20 protein-coding genes are annotated in these 22,716 nt (G+C 72.2%); 16 read left to right on the top strand and 4 right to left on the bottom strand.

Features of this window, described 5'->3' with window-relative positions; translation table 11 throughout:
• Positions 1–23 precede the first annotated feature (23 nt).
• The 3 genes from ACZ7PG_RS22970 (at position 24) to ACZ7PG_RS22960 (ending at position 7,076) form a co-directional block, all read left to right on the top strand.
• A complete protein-coding gene (locus ACZ7PG_RS22970) occupies positions 24–1,574 on the top strand; it encodes a DNA polymerase Y family protein (RefSeq protein WP_470241134.1) in 1,551 nt (516 codons plus the stop codon).
• 135 nt (positions 1,575–1,709) lie between these two features.
• A complete protein-coding gene (locus ACZ7PG_RS22965; protein WP_470241133.1) occupies positions 1,710–5,018 on the top strand; it encodes an error-prone DNA polymerase in 3,309 nt (1,102 codons plus the stop codon).
• A gap of 81 nt (positions 5,019–5,099) precedes the next feature.
• On the top strand, positions 5,100–7,076 hold the full coding sequence (locus ACZ7PG_RS22960) for a cellulose binding domain-containing protein (RefSeq protein ID WP_470241132.1): 1,977 nt from the start codon (positions 5,100–5,102) through the stop codon (positions 7,074–7,076).
• A gap of 60 nt (positions 7,077–7,136) precedes the next feature.
• Here ACZ7PG_RS22960 and ACZ7PG_RS22955 read toward each other — a convergent pair whose 3' ends face one another.
• Complete coding sequence (locus ACZ7PG_RS22955) at positions 7,137–7,547, bottom strand: MarR family winged helix-turn-helix transcriptional regulator (RefSeq protein ID WP_470241131.1); 411 nt, start codon at positions 7,545–7,547, stop codon at positions 7,137–7,139.
• 53 nt (positions 7,548–7,600) lie between these two features.
• Between ACZ7PG_RS22955 and ACZ7PG_RS22950 the strand changes: the two genes are divergently transcribed.
• The gene (locus tag ACZ7PG_RS22950) at positions 7,601–8,005 is read left to right on the top strand and encodes an SRPBCC family protein (protein WP_470241130.1); all 405 of its coding nucleotides are present in this window, start codon (positions 7,601–7,603) and stop codon (positions 8,003–8,005) included.
• Positions 8,002–8,685 carry a class I SAM-dependent methyltransferase gene (locus ACZ7PG_RS22945; RefSeq protein ID WP_470241129.1) on the top strand — a complete coding sequence of 228 codons (684 nt, stop codon included), beginning with the start codon at positions 8,002–8,004 and terminating at the stop codon, positions 8,683–8,685. Before ACZ7PG_RS22950 ends, ACZ7PG_RS22945 begins: the two co-directional genes overlap by 4 nt.
• Here the strand turns inward: ACZ7PG_RS22945 and ACZ7PG_RS22940 are convergent.
• Positions 8,638–10,683 carry an amylo-alpha-1,6-glucosidase gene (locus ACZ7PG_RS22940; protein WP_470241128.1) on the bottom strand — a complete coding sequence of 682 codons (2,046 nt, stop codon included), beginning with the start codon at positions 10,681–10,683 and terminating at the stop codon, positions 8,638–8,640. The two genes, ACZ7PG_RS22945 and ACZ7PG_RS22940, sit on opposite strands and share 48 nt — an antisense overlap.
• Before the next feature lie 113 nt (positions 10,684–10,796).
• On the opposite strand from ACZ7PG_RS22940, the gene ACZ7PG_RS22935 reads away from it, so the two are divergent.
• From ACZ7PG_RS22935 to ACZ7PG_RS22920, 4 genes are read left to right on the top strand one after another with little or no spacing between them, the layout of a single operon-like run.
• Positions 10,797–12,182, top strand: a complete 1,386-nt coding sequence (locus tag ACZ7PG_RS22935; protein ID WP_470241127.1) for a LacI family DNA-binding transcriptional regulator — start codon at positions 10,797–10,799, stop codon at positions 12,180–12,182.
• A 25-nt stretch (positions 12,183–12,207) separates the two neighbouring features.
• Positions 12,208–13,437 carry a sugar ABC transporter substrate-binding protein gene (locus tag ACZ7PG_RS22930; protein ID WP_470241126.1) on the top strand — a complete coding sequence of 410 codons (1,230 nt, stop codon included), beginning with the start codon at positions 12,208–12,210 and terminating at the stop codon, positions 13,435–13,437.
• A gap of 4 nt (positions 13,438–13,441) precedes the next feature.
• Positions 13,442–14,506: a carbohydrate ABC transporter permease gene (locus ACZ7PG_RS22925; protein WP_470241125.1), complete on the top strand. Its 1,065-nt coding sequence runs from the start codon at positions 13,442–13,444 to the stop codon at positions 14,504–14,506.
• Positions 14,503–15,315, top strand: a complete 813-nt coding sequence (locus ACZ7PG_RS22920; protein WP_470241124.1) for a carbohydrate ABC transporter permease — start codon at positions 14,503–14,505, stop codon at positions 15,313–15,315. The genes ACZ7PG_RS22925 and ACZ7PG_RS22920 overlap by 4 nt, the downstream gene beginning before the upstream one ends.
• A 1-nt stretch (position 15,316) precedes the next feature.
• Here ACZ7PG_RS22920 and ACZ7PG_RS22915 read toward each other — a convergent pair whose 3' ends face one another.
• Positions 15,317–16,174: an LLM class flavin-dependent oxidoreductase gene (locus ACZ7PG_RS22915; RefSeq protein WP_470241123.1), complete on the bottom strand. Its 858-nt coding sequence runs from the start codon at positions 16,172–16,174 to the stop codon at positions 15,317–15,319.
• Positions 16,174–17,193, bottom strand: coding sequence for an aldo/keto reductase (locus tag ACZ7PG_RS22910; protein WP_470241122.1), 1,020 nt, complete (start codon positions 17,191–17,193; stop codon positions 16,174–16,176). The genes ACZ7PG_RS22915 and ACZ7PG_RS22910 overlap by 1 nt, the downstream gene beginning before the upstream one ends.
• A gap of 89 nt (positions 17,194–17,282) precedes the next feature.
• Between ACZ7PG_RS22910 and ACZ7PG_RS22905 the strand changes: the two genes are divergently transcribed.
• The 7 genes from ACZ7PG_RS22905 (at position 17,283) to ACZ7PG_RS22875 (ending at position 22,697) form a co-directional block, all read left to right on the top strand.
• A complete protein-coding gene (locus ACZ7PG_RS22905) occupies positions 17,283–17,819 on the top strand; it encodes a TetR/AcrR family transcriptional regulator (RefSeq protein ID WP_470241121.1) in 537 nt (178 codons plus the stop codon).
• Positions 17,816–18,934: a cytochrome P450 gene (locus ACZ7PG_RS22900; protein ID WP_470241120.1), complete on the top strand. Its 1,119-nt coding sequence runs from the start codon at positions 17,816–17,818 to the stop codon at positions 18,932–18,934. Before ACZ7PG_RS22905 ends, ACZ7PG_RS22900 begins: the two co-directional genes overlap by 4 nt.
• A 4-nt stretch (positions 18,935–18,938) precedes the next feature.
• The gene (locus tag ACZ7PG_RS22895) at positions 18,939–19,370 is read left to right on the top strand and encodes a pyridoxamine 5'-phosphate oxidase family protein (protein WP_470241119.1); all 432 of its coding nucleotides are present in this window, start codon (positions 18,939–18,941) and stop codon (positions 19,368–19,370) included.
• A gap of 117 nt (positions 19,371–19,487) precedes the next feature.
• Entirely contained in the window at positions 19,488–20,687 is a 1,200-nt protein-coding gene (locus ACZ7PG_RS22890; RefSeq protein ID WP_470241118.1) for a cytochrome P450, read from the top strand.
• Positions 20,684–21,340 (top strand): TetR/AcrR family transcriptional regulator, encoded by a 657-nt coding sequence (locus ACZ7PG_RS22885; protein ID WP_470241117.1) that lies wholly within the window; start codon positions 20,684–20,686, stop codon positions 21,338–21,340. The genes ACZ7PG_RS22890 and ACZ7PG_RS22885 overlap by 4 nt, the downstream gene beginning before the upstream one ends.
• Positions 21,337–21,537: a ferredoxin gene (locus tag ACZ7PG_RS22880; protein ID WP_470241116.1), complete on the top strand. Its 201-nt coding sequence runs from the start codon at positions 21,337–21,339 to the stop codon at positions 21,535–21,537. Before ACZ7PG_RS22885 ends, ACZ7PG_RS22880 begins: the two co-directional genes overlap by 4 nt.
• A complete protein-coding gene (locus tag ACZ7PG_RS22875; RefSeq protein WP_470241115.1) occupies positions 21,534–22,697 on the top strand; it encodes an NAD(P)/FAD-dependent oxidoreductase in 1,164 nt (387 codons plus the stop codon). Before ACZ7PG_RS22880 ends, ACZ7PG_RS22875 begins: the two co-directional genes overlap by 4 nt.
• The last annotated feature ends 19 nt before the right edge of the window (positions 22,698–22,716 follow it).

Here is a 22,716-nt window from a genome sequence, read left to right as displayed (position 1 = left end):
GGATTCCCGGCCACCGCCGCGGGATGAGCTCTTCGCCACGGCTGCTCGTGCTGTGGTGCCCGGACTGGCCGGTCGTCGCCGCCGGGGCCGCTGCCGGGACTCCGCCGACCGCCCCCTCTGCCGTCTTCTCCGCCAACCGCGTCGTCGCCTGCTCCGCCGAAGCTCGCCGCAGCGGGGTTGGGCGCGGGATGCGGCGGCGCGACGCCCAGTCCCGGTGCCCGGAACTCGTTGTGCACCAACATGATCCAGACCGCGATGCCCGGCTCTTCGAACCCGTCGCCGCCGCTGTCGAGGCGCAGGCCGTCGGGGTCGAGGTTGTGCGGCCCGGCATCGTCGCCGTGCCCGTCGCCGGTGCCGCCGGGTACTTCGGTGGCGAAGAAGCCCTCGCCGAACTGCTCGTCGACGAGGTCGCGGCCCGGGCCGGGGTCGAGTGTCAGGTCGGGATCGCCGATGGTCTCTTCGCCGCGACCCTTGCCGCGCGCCGCTCGGCCTTCGTCCCGCCCGGTGGCACGAAAGCCTTCCTCGCGCCCCTTTCGATCACCGAGCTGGACCAGCCGGGCGACGACCGCGGCGAGCTCGTCGGCCTGCTGCGCCGCCTCGGCCTGCGTACCCTCGGCGCCTTCGCCGCGCTGGCCGAACGCGACGTCGCCGGCCGCTTCACCAAGGACGCCATCACCGCCCACCGCCTCGCCCGCGGCCTCGCCGAACGCCCGCCGCTGCGCCGCGCCCTCCCGCCGGACCTGACCGTCACCGAAACCTTCGACGAGCCCCTCAGACGAATCGACGAAGCCGCCTTCGTCGCGAAAACCCTCGGCGAACGCTTCTTCGCCGGCCTCGCGAACCACGGCCTCGCCTGCACCCGCCTGGCCATCGTCGCGGTCACCGAAGCCGGCGAAGAGCGCGTACGCGTCTGGCGCTGCGCCGAACCCCTGACCGCCCGCGCGACGGCCGACCGCGTGCGCTGGCAGTGCGAAGGCTGGCTCACCGCCCGCGACCGGCCCACCGCCGGGATCGTCCGGCTGCGCCTCGACCCCGAAGAGGTCGTCGGCGGGCAGGCGCTGCAGCTGCAGCTCGGCTCGCTGGGCCGCGACGCCGACGCCGCCGAACGCGCCGGCCGCGCCCTCGTGCGCATCCAGGGCCTGCTCGGGCCCGACGCCGTCTTCACCCCGCTGCTCGACGGCGGCCGCGGCCCGGCCGAGCGCGTCCGCCTGGTCCCGTGGGGCGAGCCGCGGCGCCCGGTGACCGAGGACCGGCCGTGGCCGGGACGCCTGCCCGCGCCGTCGCCGGCCTGGGTGCCGCCCCGGTCCCCGGCGGCTTCGGTGCTCGACGCCGTCGGCGACGCGGTCCGCTGCACCGAGCGCGGCGAGCTCAGCTACCCGCCGGCCACGGTCTCGATCGGCGACGGCCCGGTGAGAAGGGTCCTCGGTTCGGCGGGGCCGTGGGTGGTGCGCGGCGCGCGCCCGACAGCGCGGGTGCAGGTGGTGCTGGAAGGCGAGAACGACGACCTCGCGCTGCTGCTCGAAGCCACCGTCGGCGCTGATCCACAGTGGACAGTCGAGGGCGTCTACGACTAGTCCTTTGTGACCGATGCGACTCCCGAGTTGACACCGGACGCTCCCCGGCACAGGATCGACCCACAGTACTCGCACGTGTGTTCGAACGGTAGTCGCTGGCTTCCCCACAGCGAACTCCTTGTGGGGAGCGGAATCTTGGCGTTCAACAACCCGAACGTGCCGTGGTCCGAAGTGGAGCGGATCGCCTCCGGGCGGCCACCCGTTCCGGGCGACGGCAACGATGCCCCGGCGTGGTCGCGCAAACGCGAAGGGTACGCCGGGGCGCCCGAAGACCTGCGGTCCCGCAAGAGCCGGGACGACGGCGGCGACCGGATCCGCGCTCCCTACGCCGAGCTGCACGTCCACTCCAACTTCAGCTTCCTCGACGGCGCGAGCCACCCCGAGCGGCTCGTCGAGGAGGCCGCGCGGCTCGAGCTCGACGCCCTCGTCCTCACCGACCACGACGGCATGTACGGCGCCGTCCGGTTCAACGACGCCGCGCGGGAGCTCGGCGTCCGGGTCGGGTTCGGGGCCGAACTGTCGCTCGACCTGCCCGCGCCGCAGGCCGGCGAGCCGGACCCGGAAGGGTCGCACCTGCTCGTGCTCGCCCGGCAGCAGGAGGGCTACCACCGGCTCTGCAAGGTCATCTCCCACGCGCAGCTGGCGGGCGGCGAGAAGGGCAGGCCCGTCTACGACCTCGAGGAGCTGGTCGACGAGCTGGCCGGGCACGTCGTCGTGCTCACCGGGTGCCGCAAGGGGCCGGTCCGCCGGGCCCTCGCCGAGCACGGGCCCGCCGCCGCGCGAGCCGAGCTGAGCCGGCTCGCGGACTGGTTCGGGCCCCGGCACGTCGCCGTCGAGCTGATCGACCACCGCCAGCCCCTCGACGACACGGCCAACGACCACCTCGCCGGGATGGCGAAGGACCTGCGGCTGCCGACCGTCGTCTCGAACAACGCGCACTACGCGCGCCCGGAAGACGCCGTCGTGGCCGACATGGTCGCCGCCGTCCGGGCCCGCCGGTCGGCCGAGGAGCTCGAAGGCTGGCGGCCGCCGTCGGGGCAGGCGTTCCTGCGGTCCGGGATGGAGCAGCGCCGCCGCTTCGAACGCCGCTACCCGGGCGCGGTCGGGCGCGCCGCCGTCCTCGGCGTCGAGGTCGCGTTCGACCTGAAGCTCGTCGCCCCCGACCTCCCGCCGTTCCCGGTGCCGGCCGGGCACGACGAGATGTCGTTCCTGCGCGAGCTGACCTGGCGCGGCGCGGCGGAGCGCTACGGGCCGCGGGAGGACAACCCGAAGGCCTACGCCCAGCTCGACCACGAGCTCGGCGTCATCGGGAAACTCGGGTTCCCCGGCTACTTCCTCGTGGTGTGGGACATCGTCCGGTTCTGCAAGGAATCCGACATCCTTTGCCAGGGCCGTGGTTCCGCGGCGAACTCCGCCGTCTGCTACGCACTGGGAATCTGCCACGCCGACCCGGTGAAGTGGAACCTGCTGTTCGAACGCTTCCTCGCCCCGGAGCGCGACGGGCCGCCGGACATCGACATCGACATCGAGTCCGGCCGCCGTGAGGAGGCCATCCAGTACGTCTTCGAGAAGCACGGCCGCTTCCACGCCGCGCAGGTCGCCAACGTCGTCACCTACCGGGCGCCGTCCGCGATCCGCGACGCCGCGAAGGCCCTCGGTCACAGCCCCGGGCAGCAGGACGCCTACAGCAAGCTCGTCGACCGCTGGGGAGGCACCAAACAGCAGACGGCCGGCGACATCCCCGCCGACGTCCTCGACCTGGCCGCCCGGATCGAGGACTTCCCGCGTCACCTCGGCATCCACTCCGGCGGCATGGTGATCTCGAAACAGCCGGTGTCCGAAGTGGTCCCGGTCGAATGGGCCACGATGAAGAATCGCAGCATCCTGCAGTGGGACAAGGACGACTGCGCCACCGTCGGCCTGGTCAAGTTCGACCTGCTCGGCCTCGGCATGCTGTCGGCGCTGCACTACACGATCGACCTCGTCGCCGAGCACCACGGGTCCACTGTGGACATGGGGGAGCTCGACCTCGCCGACCCGAACGTCTACGACATGCTCTGCGAAGCCGACGCCGTCGGAGTGTTCCAAGTGGAGTCCCGCGCGCAGCTCGCGACGTTGCCGCGGTTGCGGCCGCGGAAGTTCTACGACCTGGTCATCGAAGTCGCGCTGATCCGCCCCGGCCCCATCCAGGGCGGTTCGGTGCACCCGTACATCCGGCGCCGCCGCGGGGAAGAGCAGTGGCAGCACGCGCACCCGCTGCTGGCGTCCAGTTTGGACCGGACGCTCGGGGTGCCGCTGTTCCAGGAGCAGGTGATGCAGATGGCCGTCGACGTCGCTTCGTTCACCGGCGCCGAGGCCGATCAGCTGCGCCGGGCCATGGGCGCCAAGCGGTCCAGCGCGAAGATGAAGGCGCTGATGGCGCGGTTCTTCGCCGGGTGCGAAGCCAACGGCCTCGACCGCGAGCTGGCGACGCGGATCTTCGAGCAGATCCACGCCTTTTCCGGCTACGGCTTCCCCGAGGCGCACTCGATGTCGTTCGCGCTGCTGGTGTACGCGAGCGCGTGGTTCAAGCGCTACTACCCGGCCGCGTTCTGCGCGGGGCTGCTGCGCGCGCAGCCGATGGGCTTCTACAGCCCGCAGTCGCTGGTCGCCGACGCGCGCCGGCACGGCGTCCGCGTCCGGGAGCCGGACATCAACGCCAGCCTCGCGCACGCCACCCTCGAACCCGACGCCGACAGCACCGGCGGCGTCGCGCTCCGCCTGGGCCTCGCCGGTGTCCGGCACCTCGGCGACGACGCCGCGGCGTCGATCGTCGCCGAGCGTGACGCGAGCGGCCCGTACGCCGGGGCCGGCGACCTCACCCGGCGTGTCCGGCTGAAGAAGAACGCCGTCGAAGCCCTGGCCACGGCCGGCGCGTTCGGCGGCGACCGGCGTCAGGACCTCTGGGCCGCGGGCGCCGCGGCGACCACCCGGCCCGGGCACCTGCCGGGTCTGGCCCCGGGCCTCGACGCGCCCGCACTGCCGGGCATGACGCGGCTGGAGGTGACGGCCGCGGACCTGTGGGCCACCGGCGTCTCCCCGGACAGCCACCCCGTCGAGTACCTGCGCGCGCTGCTCACCGCGCGCGGCGCGCTCACCACGGCCGAGCTCGCGCGGGTCGAGGACGGGACGCGCGTGTGGGTCGGCGGCGCGGTGACGCACCGGCAGCGCCCGGCCACCGCCGGCGGGATCACGTTCCTCAACCTCGAGGACGAGACCGGCATGGCCAACGTCCTCGTCTCGCCCGGCCTGTGGCAGCGGCAGCGCCTGGTCGCCCGCACCAGCTCGGCGCTGCTCATCCGCGGGCAGGTGCAGGCCGCGGAGGGCGTCGTCACGCTCGTCGCCGACCGCCTCGAACGCCTCGATCTGTCGATGCGGGCCGGGCCGTCCCGGGACTTTCGTTGACTTCCGGGCCGCGCACTGGTTCTCTGCTCTGAGAGCGCTCTCAGCCATCCGTGCGTCTCGACGAGTGAGGATGGACGATCCATGACAGCTCGACGTCTGCGCTGGGCAGCGTGGCCGGTGGCCGCCGTGCTCGTGGCGGCCGTGCCGGCGGCGGCCGCGGCGACCCCGCCCGAAGCGACCGTGACGGTCAACGCGAAAGCGGGGCTGGCCACCGTGCCGGACACCGCGCTCGGCATCAACCACGCGGTGTGGGACAGCCAGCTCGGCACCGACACCGTGGCCGACCTGTTCGGTGCCGCGGGGGTCGCCGCGATGCGCTACCCCGGCGGCTCCTACGGCGACATCTACCACTGGAAGGACAACACCGCGCCGGGCGGGTACGTGGCGCCCGGCACGGACTTCGACACGTTCATGGGCGGCGTCCGGCGGGCCGGCGCGCAGCCGATCGTCATCGCCAACTACGGCACCGGGACGCCGCAGGAGGCCGCCGACTGGGTGCGGTACGCGAACGTCACGAAGGGTTACAGCGTCAAGTACTGGGAGATCGGCAACGAGCTCTACGGCAACGGCCACTACGGCGCGAACTGGGAGGCCGACAACCACGAGGACAAGAGCCCGGCCGCGTACGCCGCGGGCGTCGTCGCCTACGCCGACGCGATGAAGGCCGTCGACCCGTCGGTGAAGATCGGCGCGGTGCTCACGACACCGGCGAACTGGCCGGATGGCATCGTCGGCGCCGGGGACACCGGGACGTGGAACCAGACCGTGCTGTCGATCGCGGGCCCGCACGTCGACTTCGCCGTGCTGCACTGGTATCCGGGCGGGTCGACGGCGGCGGAAGCGCTTACCAAGACCGAGCAGGTGGACGACATGATCTACCTGGCGCGGGAGCAGATAGCGCGGTACGCGGGCCGGCCGCTCGGCATCGCCCTGACCGAGACGAACACGCCGATCGGCATGAACACCCAGCCGGGCGCGCTGTTCGCGGCCGAGGCGTACGCGTCCCTGCTGGAGAACGGTGTGTTCACAGTGGACTGGTGGGACACGCACAACGGCGCGACCGCACTGTCCACAGTGGCCGGATACCCGGATTACGGTGACTTCGGCCTGCTCTCGAGCGCGACCTGTCTCGACGGCGGGTGCGAGCCGGCGCTCAACACACCGTTCGCGCCGTATTACGGGCTGAAGATGCTGAGCACGTTCGCGCGGCCGGGCGACCAGTTCGTGCGGGCCGGCACGGACGACCCGCTGCTCGACGCGCACGCGGTCCGCCGTCCGGACGGGGATGTCGCGGTGCTGCTGGTGAACAAGGACCCTGACTCGGCCCGCACGGTGAAGTTGTCCGGCGCGGGTGCGTCCGTGGCCGAGGTGTCGACGTTCACGAACGGCGCGACGTCGATCACCCGCGCGTCGACGTGGGACGGAACGGTACCGCCGTATTCGTTGACGACGGTGGTGCTGCACCCCGCCGCGGCGCCGGCGCGGTTGGCGGCACCGGGCCAGCCGACCGCGACGACGACCGACACGACGGCGACGATCAGCTGGCCCCCGTCGGCGCCCGGCGTGAAGTACGAGGTGTACCGGCAGGCGGGCGTGGTCAGCGAGCAGTGGGGCGAGACGACGGGAACCTCGTTGACCGTGGGAAACCTGGCCCCGGGCACGAGGTACACGGCGAACGTCCTGGCGCGCGATGCGGCGGGGAAGGTGTCGTGGGCGTCACCGCCGTTGACTCTTACGACGGGCGCACCTTCGTCGAGCAGTTGCGCGGTGGCGTTGACGGATGTGAACGACTGGGCGAGCGGTTTCGTGGGCGGGATCCACGTGGTGTCGGCGGCGGTGACGGGCGATTGGACGCTGACGTTCGCCTGGCCGACGGCGCGGCAGCGGGTCACGAGCGGCTGGAACGGGACGTGGACGCAGTCCGGTTCCGAGGTGAAGGTGACGTCGGCGGCGGCGCTGAGCGGTGGATGGGACGTCGGGTTCGTCGCGGACTACGGCGGGCCGAACATCCTGCCGACGGCGTTCCGTTTGAACGGAACCCTTTGCGCGGTGGGCTGACGGGTCGAGGGGCGAGTGCCGGCCGGCGCTCGCCCCTCGCGTGCGCCCTGTCGGTGCGGGTCAGTCCGAGTGAGCCAGGTGGGCCAAGCCCACCCGCAGCGCTCGCCGGGTCTCCTCGTCCAGCCCGCTGAGCAGCCGCTCCTCCAGCTCGCGGATCGCGTCGCGGACCGCCGCATGACGCCGTACTCCGAGGGGGGTCAGCCGCACCACGCGGGCCCTGCGGTCGGACGGGTCCGGCGAGCGGCTCACCAGTCCCTCCGCGACCAGGCCGTCCAGCAGTGCGATCAGCCGCGTCTTGTCGTAGTGGATCTGCTGGGCCAGTGCCAGCTGGCTCGGCGCCGCCCCCGGGGACAGCGCCGACAGCACCACGTACTGCCACATCGAGAGCCCGTGCTCCTCCAGCACCGGGCGCTCGGCCTCGGCCAGCGCGCGGCCCGCTCCGGCGCACAACGCTCCGAGGTCTTCGCTCACCGGCCAGATCTTACGCGTGGACAAATCATAAGCAGCTGCGTATCGTTTATCGCATGACATCATCCGAACCGGGGCGCGCCGAGACGCGCACCATCTCCGTGTCCACCCCGCCCGACCGGGTCTTCGACTACCTCGCCGACGCCCGCCACATCCCGGACTGGGCGCCGGACTTCGCCCAGGCCGTCGAGCACGACCACGACGACGTCTGGCGCGTCCGGTCCGGCGGCGAGCAGCGCCAGGTCGTGGTCAAGGCCGCGAAGGCCCACGGCGTCGTCGACGTCGTCAGCGCCGACGCCCCGAACCTCGGCCTCTTCACCCGCGTGGTCCCCAACCTGACCGGCGCCGAGCTGATCTTCAGCCTCTTCTTCCCCCAGGGAACCGAACCGGCGGCCATCGACGCGCAGATGGCGGTCATCGACCAGGAGCTGCGGGCCGTGCGCGACCACGTCGAACGGTGAACCGCGACATCCGGTCGGTCGACGACCTCCTGAGCATGCTGGACGGCCTCTTCGAAGACATCCCGTGGGACGGCTTCTACGCGGACCGCGACCGGCCCGTCCCGTTCTTCGCCGACCAGCCCGACGAAAGCCTCGACGCCTGGCTCCGCGACGGTTCCCTCCGGAAAGGCCGCGCGCTGGAGCTGGGCTGCGGACCCGGACGCAACGCGCGAAGGCTCGCCGCCGCGGGGTATGAGGTGGACGCTGTCGACCGGTCGCCCGCCGCGATCGCCTGGGCGGCCGAACGCGGCGCCGGTGTCCGCTTCCACCAGGCCGACATCTTCGCCATGGACCTGCCGCACGAGACCTACGACCTGATCTACGACTCCGGCTGCCTGCACCATCTCGCACCACACCGGCGGATCAGCTACCTGGCCCTGCTGGACCGCCACCTGAAGCCGGGCGGCCACTTCGGCCTCGCGTGCTTCGCCGCCGGCACCGGCGATCCGGACTCCGGCGTCGAAGTCCCGGACGTGCAGCTCTACCGCGACCGCAGCCTCCACGGCGGTCTCGCGTACACGCCGGACGAGCTGCGCCGGCTGTTCGGCGGCTACACCGAGGTCGAACTGCGGCCGATGCGGGAGAACACCGGCCTATTCGGGGTGCCCTTCCTGCTCGCCGGACTGTTCCGCAAGGACTGAAAACCCCGGCGGCAGCCGCAGTTCCGTCACCGAGCCGGCAGCGTCGATCGCGATGTCCACAGTGGACCCCGCCAGTGGCAGGCCCCGGACCCGCAGTGCACCGACCGGGCTTGGCCGGGGTGGGGACAGCCTCACCGTCCGCGCCGGAACGTCGACCTCCAAGCCGAGGAATGCCATGAGCAGGCTCACCGCGGCCGCCGCCGACCAGGCTTGGGGCCGGCACGACGCCGGGTAGGGGAGCGGCGACGAACTCTCCGCCACGTCGTACCCGGCGAACAGCTCGGGCAGCCGGTAGCCGAACGCCGGAGCGGCCGAAAGCAGTTGGGCGGCAAGGGAAGCCGCGCGCGAACCCTGGCCCGAACGCTGCAGGCCGCGGACCACCACCGCCGTGTCGTGCGGCCAGACCGAGCCGCAGTGGTAGCTCAACGGGGAGTAGCCGCCCGCGGTCGAACTCATCGTGCGCAGACCGAACCCCGACGCCAGCGACGGGTCCAGCAGCAACGCCCCGATCGACGCGCTTTCGTCCGCGGAGAGCAGGCCGGTGTCCAGGAGGTGGCCGATGTTGCTCGTCAGTGCGTCGACCGGCTGCTTGTCGCCGTCCAGGGCCAGCGCCGGGTACCGTCCGTCCGGAGTGGACACCCAGAACCGGTCGCGGAAACGCTTTCGCAGAGCCGAAGCCCACTCGGACAGACCGTCGGAAGGTTCGCCCAGGGCCGTCAACAGGGAGGCCGCGCGCACCACCGCTTCATGTTGGTACGCCTGGACTTCGGCCAGCGCGATCGGCGGCTTCGCCTGCGAACCGTCGCGGAACCGGACCGCGTCCCCCGAGTCCTTCCAGCCCTGGTTGGCCAGGCCGTGGCCGCTCTCGTCGCGGTACTCGGCGAACCCGTCGCCGTCCGGGTCCGCGGCGCCCGTGATCCAGGACAGCGCGAACCGCAGCGTCGGCAGCAGGTCGCGGACGTCGTCCTCGGGCAGGCCCCAGCGCCAGGCGTCGTGCAGCAGGCACACCCACAACGCGGTCGCGTCGACGGTCCCGTAGTACTCGGCGGGCAGCGAGGCGCCGCCGATCGTCTCGAAGGTGTCCCGGCGCCGCTCGTGCAGGATCTTGCCCGGCGCCTCGCCGGTCGCCGGGTCGTGCCGGGTGCCCTGCGCGCGGGCGAGTGTCCGGAGCGTGCCGCGCGCGACGTCGACCGACAGCGGCAACGCGAGCCGTGCGGCCCAGAGGCTGTCGCGCCCGAACAGTGTGAGGAACCAGGGTGCGCCGGCGCCGGCGAAGCTGTCGCCGGGGTGGTCGCGCTCGGCGAGCAGGAGGCCGTCGAGGTCGTCGAGCGCGCGGTCCAGCAACGCGGTGAACCGGCGGTCGTCGGCGTGCACCTCGGGCCGCGGCAGCCGGGTGCCGGCCGGCACGAACAGCGCGCGTTCGTCGGAAACTCGCAGTGACCAGCGCAGCGTGGCCGGCGCGGCCACCGTCCAGCGCAGCCGGACGCGGGGGCCGTCGACGACGACTTCGGCGCCCTCGGCCGTCACTTCGGACGTCGCGGAGTCGCCGGCCCAGCGAGCGCCGTCCGGGGTCACCGGCGAGCGGCGGCCGCCCGACTTGATCTCGTCGATCGGCGCGAAGTCGGCTGCCAGCACCACTTCCACGACGCAGTCGCGGTGCACCCCGTCCGTCGAGACGAGCGCAAGCTCCTCGGTCATCCCGGACGCCGTGACGTGGCGTTCGCGCCGCAGCCACACCGTCGGGTCGGGCCCGGGACTCCCGACCCGGCGCAGCAGCCCGGTGAACCGCGCGCGGTCGGCGCCCGGCTCGTCGCTCCCGATGGTCTCCGGTTCATCCCCGTCGACCGTCACGACGGCTTCGCTGAGCAGCCGCAGGTCGCCGTGCAGGAGGCCCTGCGTCCCGCCGCCGCGGATCTGCCCGTCCCGGCCGGACAGGACGACGGTCGGCGCGTGCAGGGCGATCGCGAGGTCGTGAAGAAGGGGCTGGAGATCGGCCATGGCTACGATTGGATCGATCAAACGAAAGAATGTCAACTGACTTCGAGGTCTTGACAGCTCAACGCCACGGGTTCAGAGTGACCGGCAGTTGAACGTTCAAACCCGGAGGCGACATGGCACGGCCCACGCTGAACTCGGTGGCCGAGGCGGCCGCGGTGTCGCGGCAGACCGTCTCCAACGTGATCAACTCGCCCGAGGTGGTCAGCCCGGAGACGCGCGAACGCGTCCAGGCCGCCATCGAGCGGCTGGGTTACCGCCCGAACACCGCAGCGCGGCAGATGCGTACCACGCGGTCGCAGATCATCGGGCTGTGCATCCCGCCGTCGGGCAACGGCGTCAGCGGCGTCGTGCTCGACCAGTTCCTGCATTCGCTCACCGCGACCGCGGAGCGCTTCGACCACCGCATCATGCTGTTCACCGCGGCCGACGACGAAGCCGAGACGCGCGCGTACGCCGACCTGATCGCCTCGGTCGGCATCGACGGTTTCGTCCTGACCAACACCCACCACGACGACCTGCGCACCCGCTGGCTGCTCGAGCGCGAGCTGCCGTTCGTGACGTTCGGCCGGCCGTGGGGAGCGGAGGACACCCACCCGTGGGTCGACGTCGACGGCGCCGCGGGCACCCGGCTGGCCACGGACCACCTGGTGCGCCAGGGCCACCGCCGGATCGCGTTCGTCGGCTGGCCGGAGGGGTCGGGAAGCGGCGACGACCGCCGCGCGGGCTGGGCGGCGGGCCTCGCGGCGGCCGGACTGGGCGAAGGCCCGCAGGCCGCGGTGTTCGACGGGGTGGAGGGTGGTCGCTCGGCTGCCGCCCGGCTGTTGGACGCGAGCGGGCCGGCCGGCGGCGAAGGGGGCGGTCGCTCGGCGAGCTCGCCCCGCGGTGCCGGGGCGGCCGGTGGTGTGAGCGGCCGCTCGGCAGATCTGCCCAGCAGCGCCGGGGAGGCGGACGGCGGTCGTTCGGCGAGTTTGCCTCGCGGTGCCGGGGCGGCGGGCGGCAGGAGCGGCCGCTCGGCAGACCTGCCCAGCAGCGCCGGGGAGGCGGGCAGCGGTCGTTCGGCGAGCTTGCCCCGCGGTGCCGGAACGGCGGGCGGCCGCTCGGCGAACCGGCCCGGTCGCAGCGAGGCCGGCCGATCCGGCACCAGCGGGCTGATCGCGGGCGGTATGAGCGGCCGCTCGGCGAGCCTGCCCGGCGGCGAGGGCCACCCGGCGCACTGGGCCGGCACCGGTGCGCCGACCGCGTTCGTCTGTGCCAGTGACTCCCTCGCTCTCGGGGTCACCGCCGAACTGCGCGACCGCGGTATCCGGCCCGGTGCCGATGCCGCCGTCATCGGCTTCGATGACACCCCCACCGCTTCCGTCCTCGGCTTGAGCAGCGTCGCGCAGCCCATCGCCGATGTCGCCGCCGAATGCGTGCGGCAGCTGCGGGCCATCCTGCGCGGGCAAACCGAACCCGTGACCACCCTCTTCACCCCGCACCTGGTGCTGCGCACCACGTGAGTCCCCGCGCGATCAAGGAGGATCGATGCTTCCCCGCCGAACTGTGGCCGCCTTCGCGGCGGCCGGTCTGCTGCTCCCGCTTTCCGCCTGCGGCAGTGGCTTCGACGACTCGTCGAAGCCCGCCACCCAGCAGGCCGGGCCCGCCACGCTCAAGGTGATGATCGCCGCGAGCGGCGGTGCCGAGCTCAAAGCCATGCAGGATGCCGCCGCGGCCTGGGGCAAAGACGGCTCCAAGGCCGAAGTCGTCTCCGCCAACGACCTGGCGCAGCAGCTCAGCCAGGGCTTCGCCGCGGGCAGCCCGCCGGACGTCTTCGCCGTGGACGCGACCAAGTTCGAGGGCTACGCCGCCGAGATGCTCCCGTACGGGGACGCGCTGTCCTACAAGGAGGACATCTATCCCACCCTGAGGACGACGTTCACCAAGGACGGCAAGCTCTACTGCGCCCCCAAGGACTTTTCGACGCTGGCCTTGGCGATCAACACCGACGACTGGACCGCGGCCGGGCTCACCGACGCCGACTTCCCCCGGACCTGGGACCAGCTGAAGACCGTCGCGCAGAAGCTGACCACCGGCGGCCGGACCGGCCTCGTCTTCAACGACACCCGCGACCGCATCGGCTCCTTCCTCGTCCAGGCCGGCGGCTGGTCGGTCGACGCCGACCAGAAGAAGGCGACCGCGGACACCCCGCAGAACCTCCAGGCCCTGACCTACGTGCGAGACCTCCTGTCCTCCGGGGTGGCCAAGTACCCGAAGCAGATCGGCGCGGGTGACTCCGGCGAGGCCTTCGGCCAGCACAAGGCGTCGATGAGCATCGACGGCAACTGGATGGCCGGCGGGATGAAGAAGGACTACCCGGACGTCAAGTACCGCGTCGTCGCGCTGCCCGCCGGGCCGGCCGGGCCCGGGACGCTGTCGTTCACGCAGTGCTGGGGCATCGCGGCCAAGAGCAAGTTCCAGGACCAGGCCAAGCAGCTCGTCGACTCCTTCATGCAGCCGCAGCAGCAGCTCGCGTTCGCCGAGGCCTTCGGCGTGATCCCGTCGCGGCAGTCCGTGCGGGCGCAGTACGAGCAGAAGTTCCCCGCGCAGGCGGCGTTCGTCGCCGGCGCCGACCACGCGCACGGGCCCGTCACCCTGAGCAAGATGGACCCCGTGCTGACCGACTTCGACGCCCAGCTGCAGCAGCTGCCGGGCGCCGACCCGAAGCGGATCCTGCAGCAGCTGCAGCAGAACACCGCGGCCGCGCTGGGGCAGTGACGTCATGGGCACGCTGCTCACCACGCCGGTGGTCCCGGGTACCGCACCCCCGCGCGGCACCCGGGGCCGCCGCCCCCTCCGGCGCGAGGGCCGGGCCGGCTGGCTGTTCCTCGCCCCGACGCTGATCGTGCTCGGCCTGTTCATGGTGCTGCCGATCCTGATGGCGCTCTGGGTGAGCGTCAGCGACTGGACCGGCAACGGCAGCCCGTTCTCCTCCCGCGTGAACTTCGTCGGCGGCGACAACTACGCCGCGCTGCTCGCGGAACCCGGGCTGACGCGCCAGAACTTCGCCACCAGCGTCCGCAACAACGGCTACTTCGTGCTGTTCGTCGTGCCGCTGCAGACGGCGCTGGCGTTGTTCCTCGCGCTGCTGCTCCACCGCAAGAAGCTGAAGGGGCGCCAGTTCTTCCGGACCGCCTTCTACTTCCCGACCGTGACGAGCTCGGTCGCGATCTCCGTGGTGTTCCTCTTCCTGTTCTCCAGCACCGGCACGGTGAACGCCGCGCTGAAACTGTTCGGAGTGGACGGTCCCAGCTGGTTCGCCGACCCGCGCGGCATCTTCCACCTCGCCCTCGGTGATCCCGCGAGCCCGCCGGGCACGCTGACCGGGCACAGCTTCCTCGGGCTGTCCTGGTGGGACTGGCTGTCCGGCCCGAGCGTCGCGATGTGCTCGATCATCGTGCTCGTCGTCTGGACGTCCACCGGCGGTTTCATGCTGATGTTCTACGCGGCGCTGCAGAACCTGCCGCCGTCGGTGGACGAGGCCGCGCTGATCGACGGCGCGACGTCGTGGCAGAGCTTCTGGCGCGTCACCCTGCCGCAGCTGCGCCCGACGCTGTTCCTCGTGCTGACGCTCGGGCTGATCGGCACCTGGCAGGTCTTCGACCAGGTGTACGTGCTCAGCCGCGGCAACCCGGCCAACACCACGCTGACGCCCGCCTACCTGTCGTACTCGTCGTCGTTCATCGGCCACCAGTGGGGCCAGGGCGCGGCGATCGCGTTCCTCCTGTTCGTCGTGATCGTGGCCTTCACGCTGGTGCAGCGCTGGGTCCTGCGGGAACGCCGGTGAAGCGCCGGCTCGGGTACGCGGTGCTGCTGCTGGTCGCGGCGCTGTACATCTACCCCTTCCTCATCCAGCTCGCGACGGCGTTCAAGACCGACGCCGACGCCACCGCGCACCCGCTGCTGCCCTGGCCGCGGGAGTGGTCCGCGAGTGTCTTCAAGACGCTCGCCGAGCAGAACTTCCCGCGCTGGGCGGCGAACTCGGTGTTCGTCTCGGTGACGATCACCGTCGGCCGGGTCGTGTTCAACTCGCTGGCCGGGTATGCCTTGTCCCGCCTGCGCTTCCGCGGCCGGCGGGCGATCTTCGGGGCCGTCCTGGCGGTCATCGCGGTGCCGAGCGTGGTGCTGCTGATCCCGAAGTTCCTGGTGCTCAACCAGCTCGGCATGTACGACAGCTACTCGGGCATGATCATCCCGCTGCTGGTCGACGGCACCGGGGTGTTCATCATGAAGCAGTTCTTCGACACCGTGCCGGTCAGCGTCGAGGAGGCCGCGCGGATCGACGGCGCGAGTCCTTTCCGGACGTTCTGGTCGGTGGTGCTGCCGATGTCGAAACCCGCGCTGATCACCGTGACCATCCTGTCGTTCCAGGGATCGTGGAACGAGCTGCCGCACTACATCGTGTCGCGGCAGGACCCGGCGCTGAACACCCTGACCTCCGGCGTGGCGAGCCTGGTCTCCGGCGAACTGGGCCAGGGCAACCAGTTCCCGCTGAAGCTCGCCGCGGCGCTGCTGATGACGCTGCCGGTGGCGATCGTGTACTTCGTGTTCTCGCGCCGGTTCACCCAGGGCACCTACGAAGGAGTCGACAAGTAGCTCAGCGGATCAGCTCGTCGGCGACCCAGTGCGCGATGCCGTCGGGGTACGGGTTCGCCAGGCCGAGGACGATGTGCCCGAAGCCGGCGTCGACGGCTTCCTCGATCTTTTCCTTCGTGGAGGCGGGTTTGTCGTAGTCCACCGGCAGGAAGATCGAGCGGGTGATCTCCCCGGGGTCGCGACCGATCTCGGCGCAGTAGCGGTCGAGCAGCCTGCTGCGGCCGGCCAGGTCCTCGATGTCGCCGCCGCCGGGGATGTTCCACAGGTCGGCGTGCTCGGCGACGACCCGCAGCGTGGCGCTCGCGCGGCCGCCGATCATGATCGGCGGGTGCGGCCGCTGCACCGGCTTGGGGTTGCCGAACGCGCCCTTCAGCCGGACGTGCTCGCCGTCGAAGTCGAACGGCGCGTCGTCCGTCCACAAGCGACGGATGACGGTCAGGGCTTCGGCCAGCGCGGCGACGGCGTCGTCCTGGGTGTGGTACGGCAGGCCGTGGCCGTCGTATTCGCGCCGGGCCAGCGGATGGCTCGGGCGCGACCCGGCGCCGATGCCGAAGTCGAGGCGTCCGCCGGACACGATGTCCACTGTGGTCGCGATCTTCGCCAGCACCGCCGGCGGCCGGAAGCGGTTGCTGGTGACGAGCAGGCCGAGGCGCATCCGCTCGGTCTGCGCGGCCAGCGCCGAAAGCAGCGTCCAGCCTTCGAGGATCGGGCCGTCCGGGTCGCCGCCGATCGGCATGAGGTGGTCGAACAGCCAGGCGTGCTCGATCTCGGGAACGGTGTCGGCCTCGCGCCAGACGCGCAGGACCTCGTCGTAGCCGACGTTCATCGGTGCGGTCAGGATGCCGAAACGGGGTGTCATCAGCGCCTCCGGAGGGACGGGTCGAGCAGCGCGGGCGGGGTGTCGAACTTCTCGTGGGCGGCCAGGTCGACGCCGGGGGCGACGATCGTGTCGATTTCGTCGAGCACGTCGGCGGGCAGCACGGTGTCGGCCGCTTCGAGCTGCGACTCCAGGTGGCCGAGCGTGCGGGGGCCGATGAGCGCGCTGGTCACGGCCGGGTGCGCGGTCACGAAGCCGAGGGCGAGCTGGATCAGCGTCAGCCCGGCCCGGTCGGCCACCTTGGCCAGCTTCTCGACGGCGTCGAGGCGGGCCTGGTTGGCGGGGTCGGCGAGGTCGAAGCGCTGCGGCAGGACGGTCGCGCGGTTGGTGGCGATCTCCTGCCCGGCGCGGACCGCGCCCGACAGCCAGCCGGACGCCAGCGGGCTCCAGGCCAGGACGCCGAGGCCGTACTCCTGCGTCACCGGGAGCACGTGGGCCTCGATGCCGCGCTGCAGGATCGAGTAGCTGGGCTGCTCGGTGACGTACCGGCCGAGGCGCTGCTCGCGCGCGGCCCACTGCGCCTGGACGATCCGGTAGGCCGGGAACGTCGAGGAGCCGAAGTACCGGATCTTGCCCGCGCGCTGCAGGTCGGTCAGCGTGGAAAGCGTTTCCTCGTCGCTGGTGCGCGGGTCCCACCGGTGGACCTGGTAGAGGTCGACGTGGTCGACGCCGAGCCGGCGCAGGCTGTCCTCGAGCGCGGTGACCAGCCAGCGGCGCGAGCTGCCCTGGTGGTTGCGCTCCTCGCCCATGGGCATGAACGCCTTGGTGGCCAGCACGATGTCGTCGCGGCGGTCGCGGATGGCGTGGCCGACCATGACCTCGGACTCGCCCTGGCCGTACATGTCGGCGGTGTCGATGACGTTGATCCCGCCGTCGAGCGCGGCGTCGACGATGGCGGTGGCCTCGTCCTGGGTGGTGCGCCCGATCGCGCCGAAGTTCATGGCGCCGAGTGCGAGGGAACTGACCTGGACGCCGGTGCGACCCAGGGTGCGGTACTGCATTTCGCGGTCCTCCGTGACAAGATGGCAAGCGGAACGTTGCTCCGCTAACGATACGGAGCGTTGTTCCGTTTAGCAACCCTGGAGGTTTCGTGGCCAAACCGAAGCGTGCCGACGCGCGGCGCAACGAGCGGACGCTGCTCGACGCGGCGGCGGCGGTCTTCGTCGCGTCCGGGGTCGACGCGCCGGTGCGGGACATCGCGGCCAAGGCCGGCGTCGGCATGGGCACGATCTACCGGCACTTCCCGACGCGGGCGGACCTGATCGTCGCCGTCTACCGGCACCAGGTGGAGGAGTGCGCCGCGGCCGGGCCCGTGCTGCTCGAGACGGCCGAGACGCCGCACGCCGCGCTGGCGCAGTGGATCGACCTGTTCGTCGACTTCCTGGTGACCAAGCACGGGCTGGCGGGTGTCCTGCAGGGCGACGGCTTCGACACCCTGCACGCGTACTTCATCGACCGCCTGGTCCCGGTGTGCGCGCACCTGCTGGAAGCGGCCGGGCTGACGTCCCGGGTGCGCCCGCTGGAGCTGATGCGCGGTGTGGGCAACCTCTGCGTCGGCGCCGAGAACAACCCGGACTACGACGCGCGCCGGCTGGTCGGGCTCCTGATCGAGGGCCTGCGGGCGTGATCGAGCAGCTCACGACCGACCCGTACGCCCTGCTGGCCCGGCTCCGCGCGACCGAGCCGGTGGCCTGGCTGCCGGAGCTGAACGGCTGGCTGGTCACGCGGCACGACCTCGCCCTGCGGGTCATGCGCGACGCGGACGGTTTCACCGTGGACGACCCCCGCTTCTCGACGGCCCGGGTCGTCGGCCCGTCGATGCTCTCCCTGGACGCCGCCGGGCACACCCGGCACCGGACGCCGTTCGCCCGGCACTTCCGGCCCCGGGAGATCGAGGACCGGTTCGGCGGGTTCGTGCGCGCCGAATGCGACCGGCTGGTCGGCGGGTTCGCCGCGGCCGGGCGGGCGGAGCTGCGCCGGGCGCTGGCCGGCCCGCTGTCCGTCGCGGTGGTCGCCGACGCGCTGGGCCTGGCCGACACCGACACGGCGCGGGTGCTGGCCTGGTACGACGCGATCGTGTCCACAGTGGACGACATTTCGGCCGGCCGGCCGACGGGTTCCCGTGGTGCGGAAGCGTTCGGGGAGCTGCGTGCCCACATCGAGGGCGCGGTCGGCCGGCGCTCGCTGGTGACCGAGGCGGCTTCGGTGCTGGACCTGCCGGAGGTGGTGTCGAACGCGGCGGTGCTGATGTTCGGGGGCATCGAGACCACCGAGGGCATGATCGCCAACCTCCTGCTGCACCTGCTGCGGGATCCGGCGCGGCTGGAGCTGGTGCGGGCGGACCGCGCGCTCGTCCCCGCCGCGATCGAGGAGTCGCTGCGGCTCGAACCCGCGGCGGCGATCGTCGACCGGTACGCGACCCGCGACGTCTCGCTCGCGGGTGCGTCGATCGCACGCGGCGACCTCGTGACGGTCTCGCTCACCGCCGCCAACCGGGACCCCGCGGTGTTCCCGGACCCGGACGTCTTCGACGTGCACCGCCCGGACCTGCGCAAACAGCTGGCGTTCGCGCACGGCCCGCACTTCTGCCTCGGCGTCGACCTCGCCCGGCTGGAGACGCGGACCGCCGTGGAGACCGTGCTCGACCGGTTGCCCGGGATCGAGCTGGCGGAGCCGGCCGCGGCGTCGGGCCTGGTGTTCCGCAAACCGCTGGGTGTGCACGCGCGGTGGCTGCCATCATGACCGCATGACGGCGTGGCGTGAGTTCGAGGCGGCGGAACCGGAGTTCGCCCAGCGCGTGCAGGGGCTGTTCGACGCGCACAAGCACAAGACGATGGCGACCCTGCGGGCCGACGGCTCGCCGCGGATCTCCGGCATCGAGACGAAGTTCGCGGACGGCGAGCTGACGTTCGGCTCGATGCCCCGGGCGCGCAAGGGCGCGGACCTGAAGCGCGACCCGCGGCTGGCGCTGCACAGCGCGACGGTCGACCCGGTCGACGGCGCCGAGGCCGACTGGCCGGGGGAGGCGAAGATCGCCGGCCGGGCCGTGGAGGCGGGCGACGGCTTCCGCGTCGACGTCACCGAGGTGGTGCACACCCACCTGAACGAGGCCGCGACGCTGCTGGTCGTCGAGTGGTGGACGCCCGAGGGCGGGCTCCGCAAGGTCGAGCGCGAGTAGTCCCCGCCGGCGCCCGGCTGTGCCTCTCGGTGGGCCAAATTAAGTCAAGCGCTTGACGTAATCCTCGATCCTCGCCATGCTCGGTGGCAGGGGACATTCACCAACGAGGAGTCCGTCATGACGCGAAGTCACACCGAGCTGCCGAGCTTCCCGTTCCGGTCCGACACCGCGCTGGAGCCGCCCGCCGAGTGGGCCGAGCTCCGGGCGAAGTGCCCGGTCGCGCACGTCCAGCTGGCCAGTGGGGACGAAGCCGCCCTGATCACGCGCTACGCCGACGTCAAGAACGTCCTCTCCGATCCGCGGTGGACGCGGCCCACACCCGCCGACAACGCCGCGCGGGTCGCCGACACCGAGTCCGGCGGGGTCTTCAACAGCGAGATGGCGACCGTCCTCCCGCAGCACGGCGAGGCCCACCTCACCTGGCGCCGCACGATCGGCAAGTGGTTCACCGCCAAGCGGATGAACGCCCTGCGGCCGGGTATGGCCGCGATGGCCGAGCAGCTCATCGACGACCTCGTCGCCGAGGGCGCGCCCGGGGACCTCAAGGCCGGGGTCGCCTTCCCGCTGCCCGTCTGGGTCATCTGCGACATGCTCGGCGTGCCGGACTCCGACCGCGACCGGTTCGCGCACTGGTCGGACGTCATGCTCAGCATGACCCGCTACACGCAGGCCGAATTCGACGCCGCGCAGCAGGACTTCGGCCGGTACATGGGCGGGCTCATCGCCGCCAAGCGCGCGGAACCCGGCGAAGACATCCTCAGCGCGCTGCTGCCCGAGGGCTGGTCCGACGCCATGCTCATCGCCACCGGCATCGGCCTGCTGATCGCCGGCCACGAGACCACCGCGAACATGATCGCCAAGATGGTCGCGATGCTGCTCGCCGACCGGAGCCGGTGGGAGCGGCTGCTGGCCGACCCGGCGCTGGTGCGCACCGCCGTCGAGGAGTCGCTGCGCCTGGACGCCAACGCGGGCGTCGGCATGATGCGCTACTTCACCGACGAGTTCGAGGTCGGCGGGACCGTGCTGCCCGGCGGGACCACCGCGATGTGCAGCATGGCCGCGGCCAACCGCGACGACAGCGCGTTCGAGAACGCGTCCGAAATGGACCTGGGCCGCAGCCCGAACCCGCACCTGTCCTTCGGTGCCGGCGCGCACGCGTGCCTCGGGCAGCCGCTGGCCCGCACCGAACTGCAGGTCGTGCTGGAAGTCCTGCTGCGCAAGCTGCCCTCGCTCGAGCTCGCCGTCCCGGCGGACGAACTGCGCCGCGTCGAAGGGCTCGCCGTCGGCGGACTGCGGGAACTGCCCGTCCGGTGGTGACGGCTCCTGCTCGGGCGCACGCGACGCGGGAGGCGATCCTGACCGCGGCCGAACGGCTCTACGCCGAACACGGCGTGCTCGCCGTGTCCAACCGGCAGATCAGCGAGGCCGCCGGGCAGGGCAACAACACCGCCGTCGGCTACCACTTCGGCACCCGGACCGACCTCGTCCGCGCCATCGCCCGGCGGCACTCCGCGGCGGTCGAAGACCTGCGCGGACGCATGCTGGCCGGCGTCGGCGAGGGCGCGGACCTGCGGGACTGGGTCCGGTGCCTGGTGCACCCGTCCACCGAGTACCTGGCCGCGGCGGGCCGGCCGAGCTGGTTCGCCCGGTTCACCGCGCAGGTGATGACCGAACCGTCGCTGCGCTCGGCCGTCGCCGTCGAGACGCTGTCGTCGCCGTCGCTGGCGCGGACCGTCGAGGGGCTGAGCCGGTGCCTGCCCGAGCTGCCCGCCGACGTCCGCGCCGAACGCAACGCCATGACCCGCCAGCTGCTGATCCACACGATGGCCGAGCGCGAACGCGCGGTGGCCGAAGGCGGCGACACCCCGAGAGCCAGCTGGCGCGAAGCCGCCACCGGCCTGACCGACGCTCTGGTCGGGCTCTGGCTCGCACCCGTGACGCACCCCCGCGAAGGAGAGGAACGACCATGAAGGTCACTGTGGACGAAGGCAAGTGCTGCGGCGCCGGCACCTGCGTGATGCTCGCGCCGGACGTGTTCGACCAGCGCGACGACGACGGCATCGTGATCCTGCTCGACGAGACTCCCGGCGAAGCGCACCACGCGATCGTCCGGGAGGCGGCGAGCGTGTGCCCCGGGGTCGCGATCTCCGTGAGCGAGGACGCGTGACGGTCCTCGTCGTCGGAGCCTCGGCCGCCGGGCTCGCCACGGTGGAAGCGTTGCGGCGCAGGGGCTACGAGGAGCGCGTGACCGTGCTCGGCGCCGAGCCGCACCTGCCGTACGACCGGCCGCCCCTGTCCAAACAGGTCCTCGCCGGGAGCTGGGCACCCGGGCAGGCGAGCCTGCGCACGCCGGACGTACTGTCCGCATTGGACGCCGAGTTCGTGCTCGGCGACCCGGCGGTGCGGCTCGACGCCCGCGCGCTCTCCGTGCACACCCAGAGCGGACGCACCCTGACCGCGGACGCGGTCGTGCTCGCCACCGGCCTGCGGCCGCGCACCCTGCCGGGCCAGGACGGTCTCGCGGGCGTCCACGTCCTGCGCACCCTCGACGACGCGCTGGCCCTGCGGGCGGAGCTGACGCCGGACAAGCGCGTGGTGGTCGTCGGGGACGGCGTCCTCGGCGCGGAGATCGCGGCGACCGTGTGCGGCCTCGGTGTCCCGGTGACGCTGGCCGGGCCGCAACCCGCGCCGCTGGCGTACCAGTTCGGGCCGCTGGTGGCCGGCATGCTCGCGTCCCTGCACGCCGACCGCGGTGTCCACTTGCGACTCGGCGCGGCGGTCACCGGACTGTCCTCACGGGACGGGCGGGTCACCGGCGTTCGTGTGGCGACGGGTGAAGAGCTGCCCGCCGAGATCGTCGTGGTGGCGTTCGGCGCGGCCCCGGCGACGGAGTGGCTGGCGGGCAGCGGGGTGCTGTGCGACAACGGCGTCGTCTGCGATTCCCGCTGCCGCGCGGCGGACGGGATCTACGCGGCGGGCGACGTCGCGCGCTGGCACCACGAAGGCCTCGACGTGCTGCTGCGCCTGGAGAACCGGACCAACGCGACCGAGCAGGCGGTCGCCGTCGCGGCGAACATCCTCGGCGACGACCGCCCGTACACGCCGGTGCCGTACTTCTGGACCAACCAGTTCGACGCGCGCATCCACGTGTACGGAACGCTGTCCGCGGACGCCGAGGTGTCCATTGTGGAGGGAAGCACCGCGTCGGGCCGGTTCGTGGCCGAGTACCGCGCGGACGGCCGTGTGATCGGAGTGCTGGGCTGGAACATGCCCAAGCAGGCCCGGGTTCACCGGCAGGCCATCGCCGGCGCCGCCGTGCCGGCGTAAATCACTGTGGCGGGACGGC

The organism is Amycolatopsis sp. NPDC114504, from assembly GCF_055633595.1.
The sequence above is the reverse complement of the archived record's forward strand: the minus strand, read 5'-3'. Positions and strand labels throughout refer to the sequence as shown.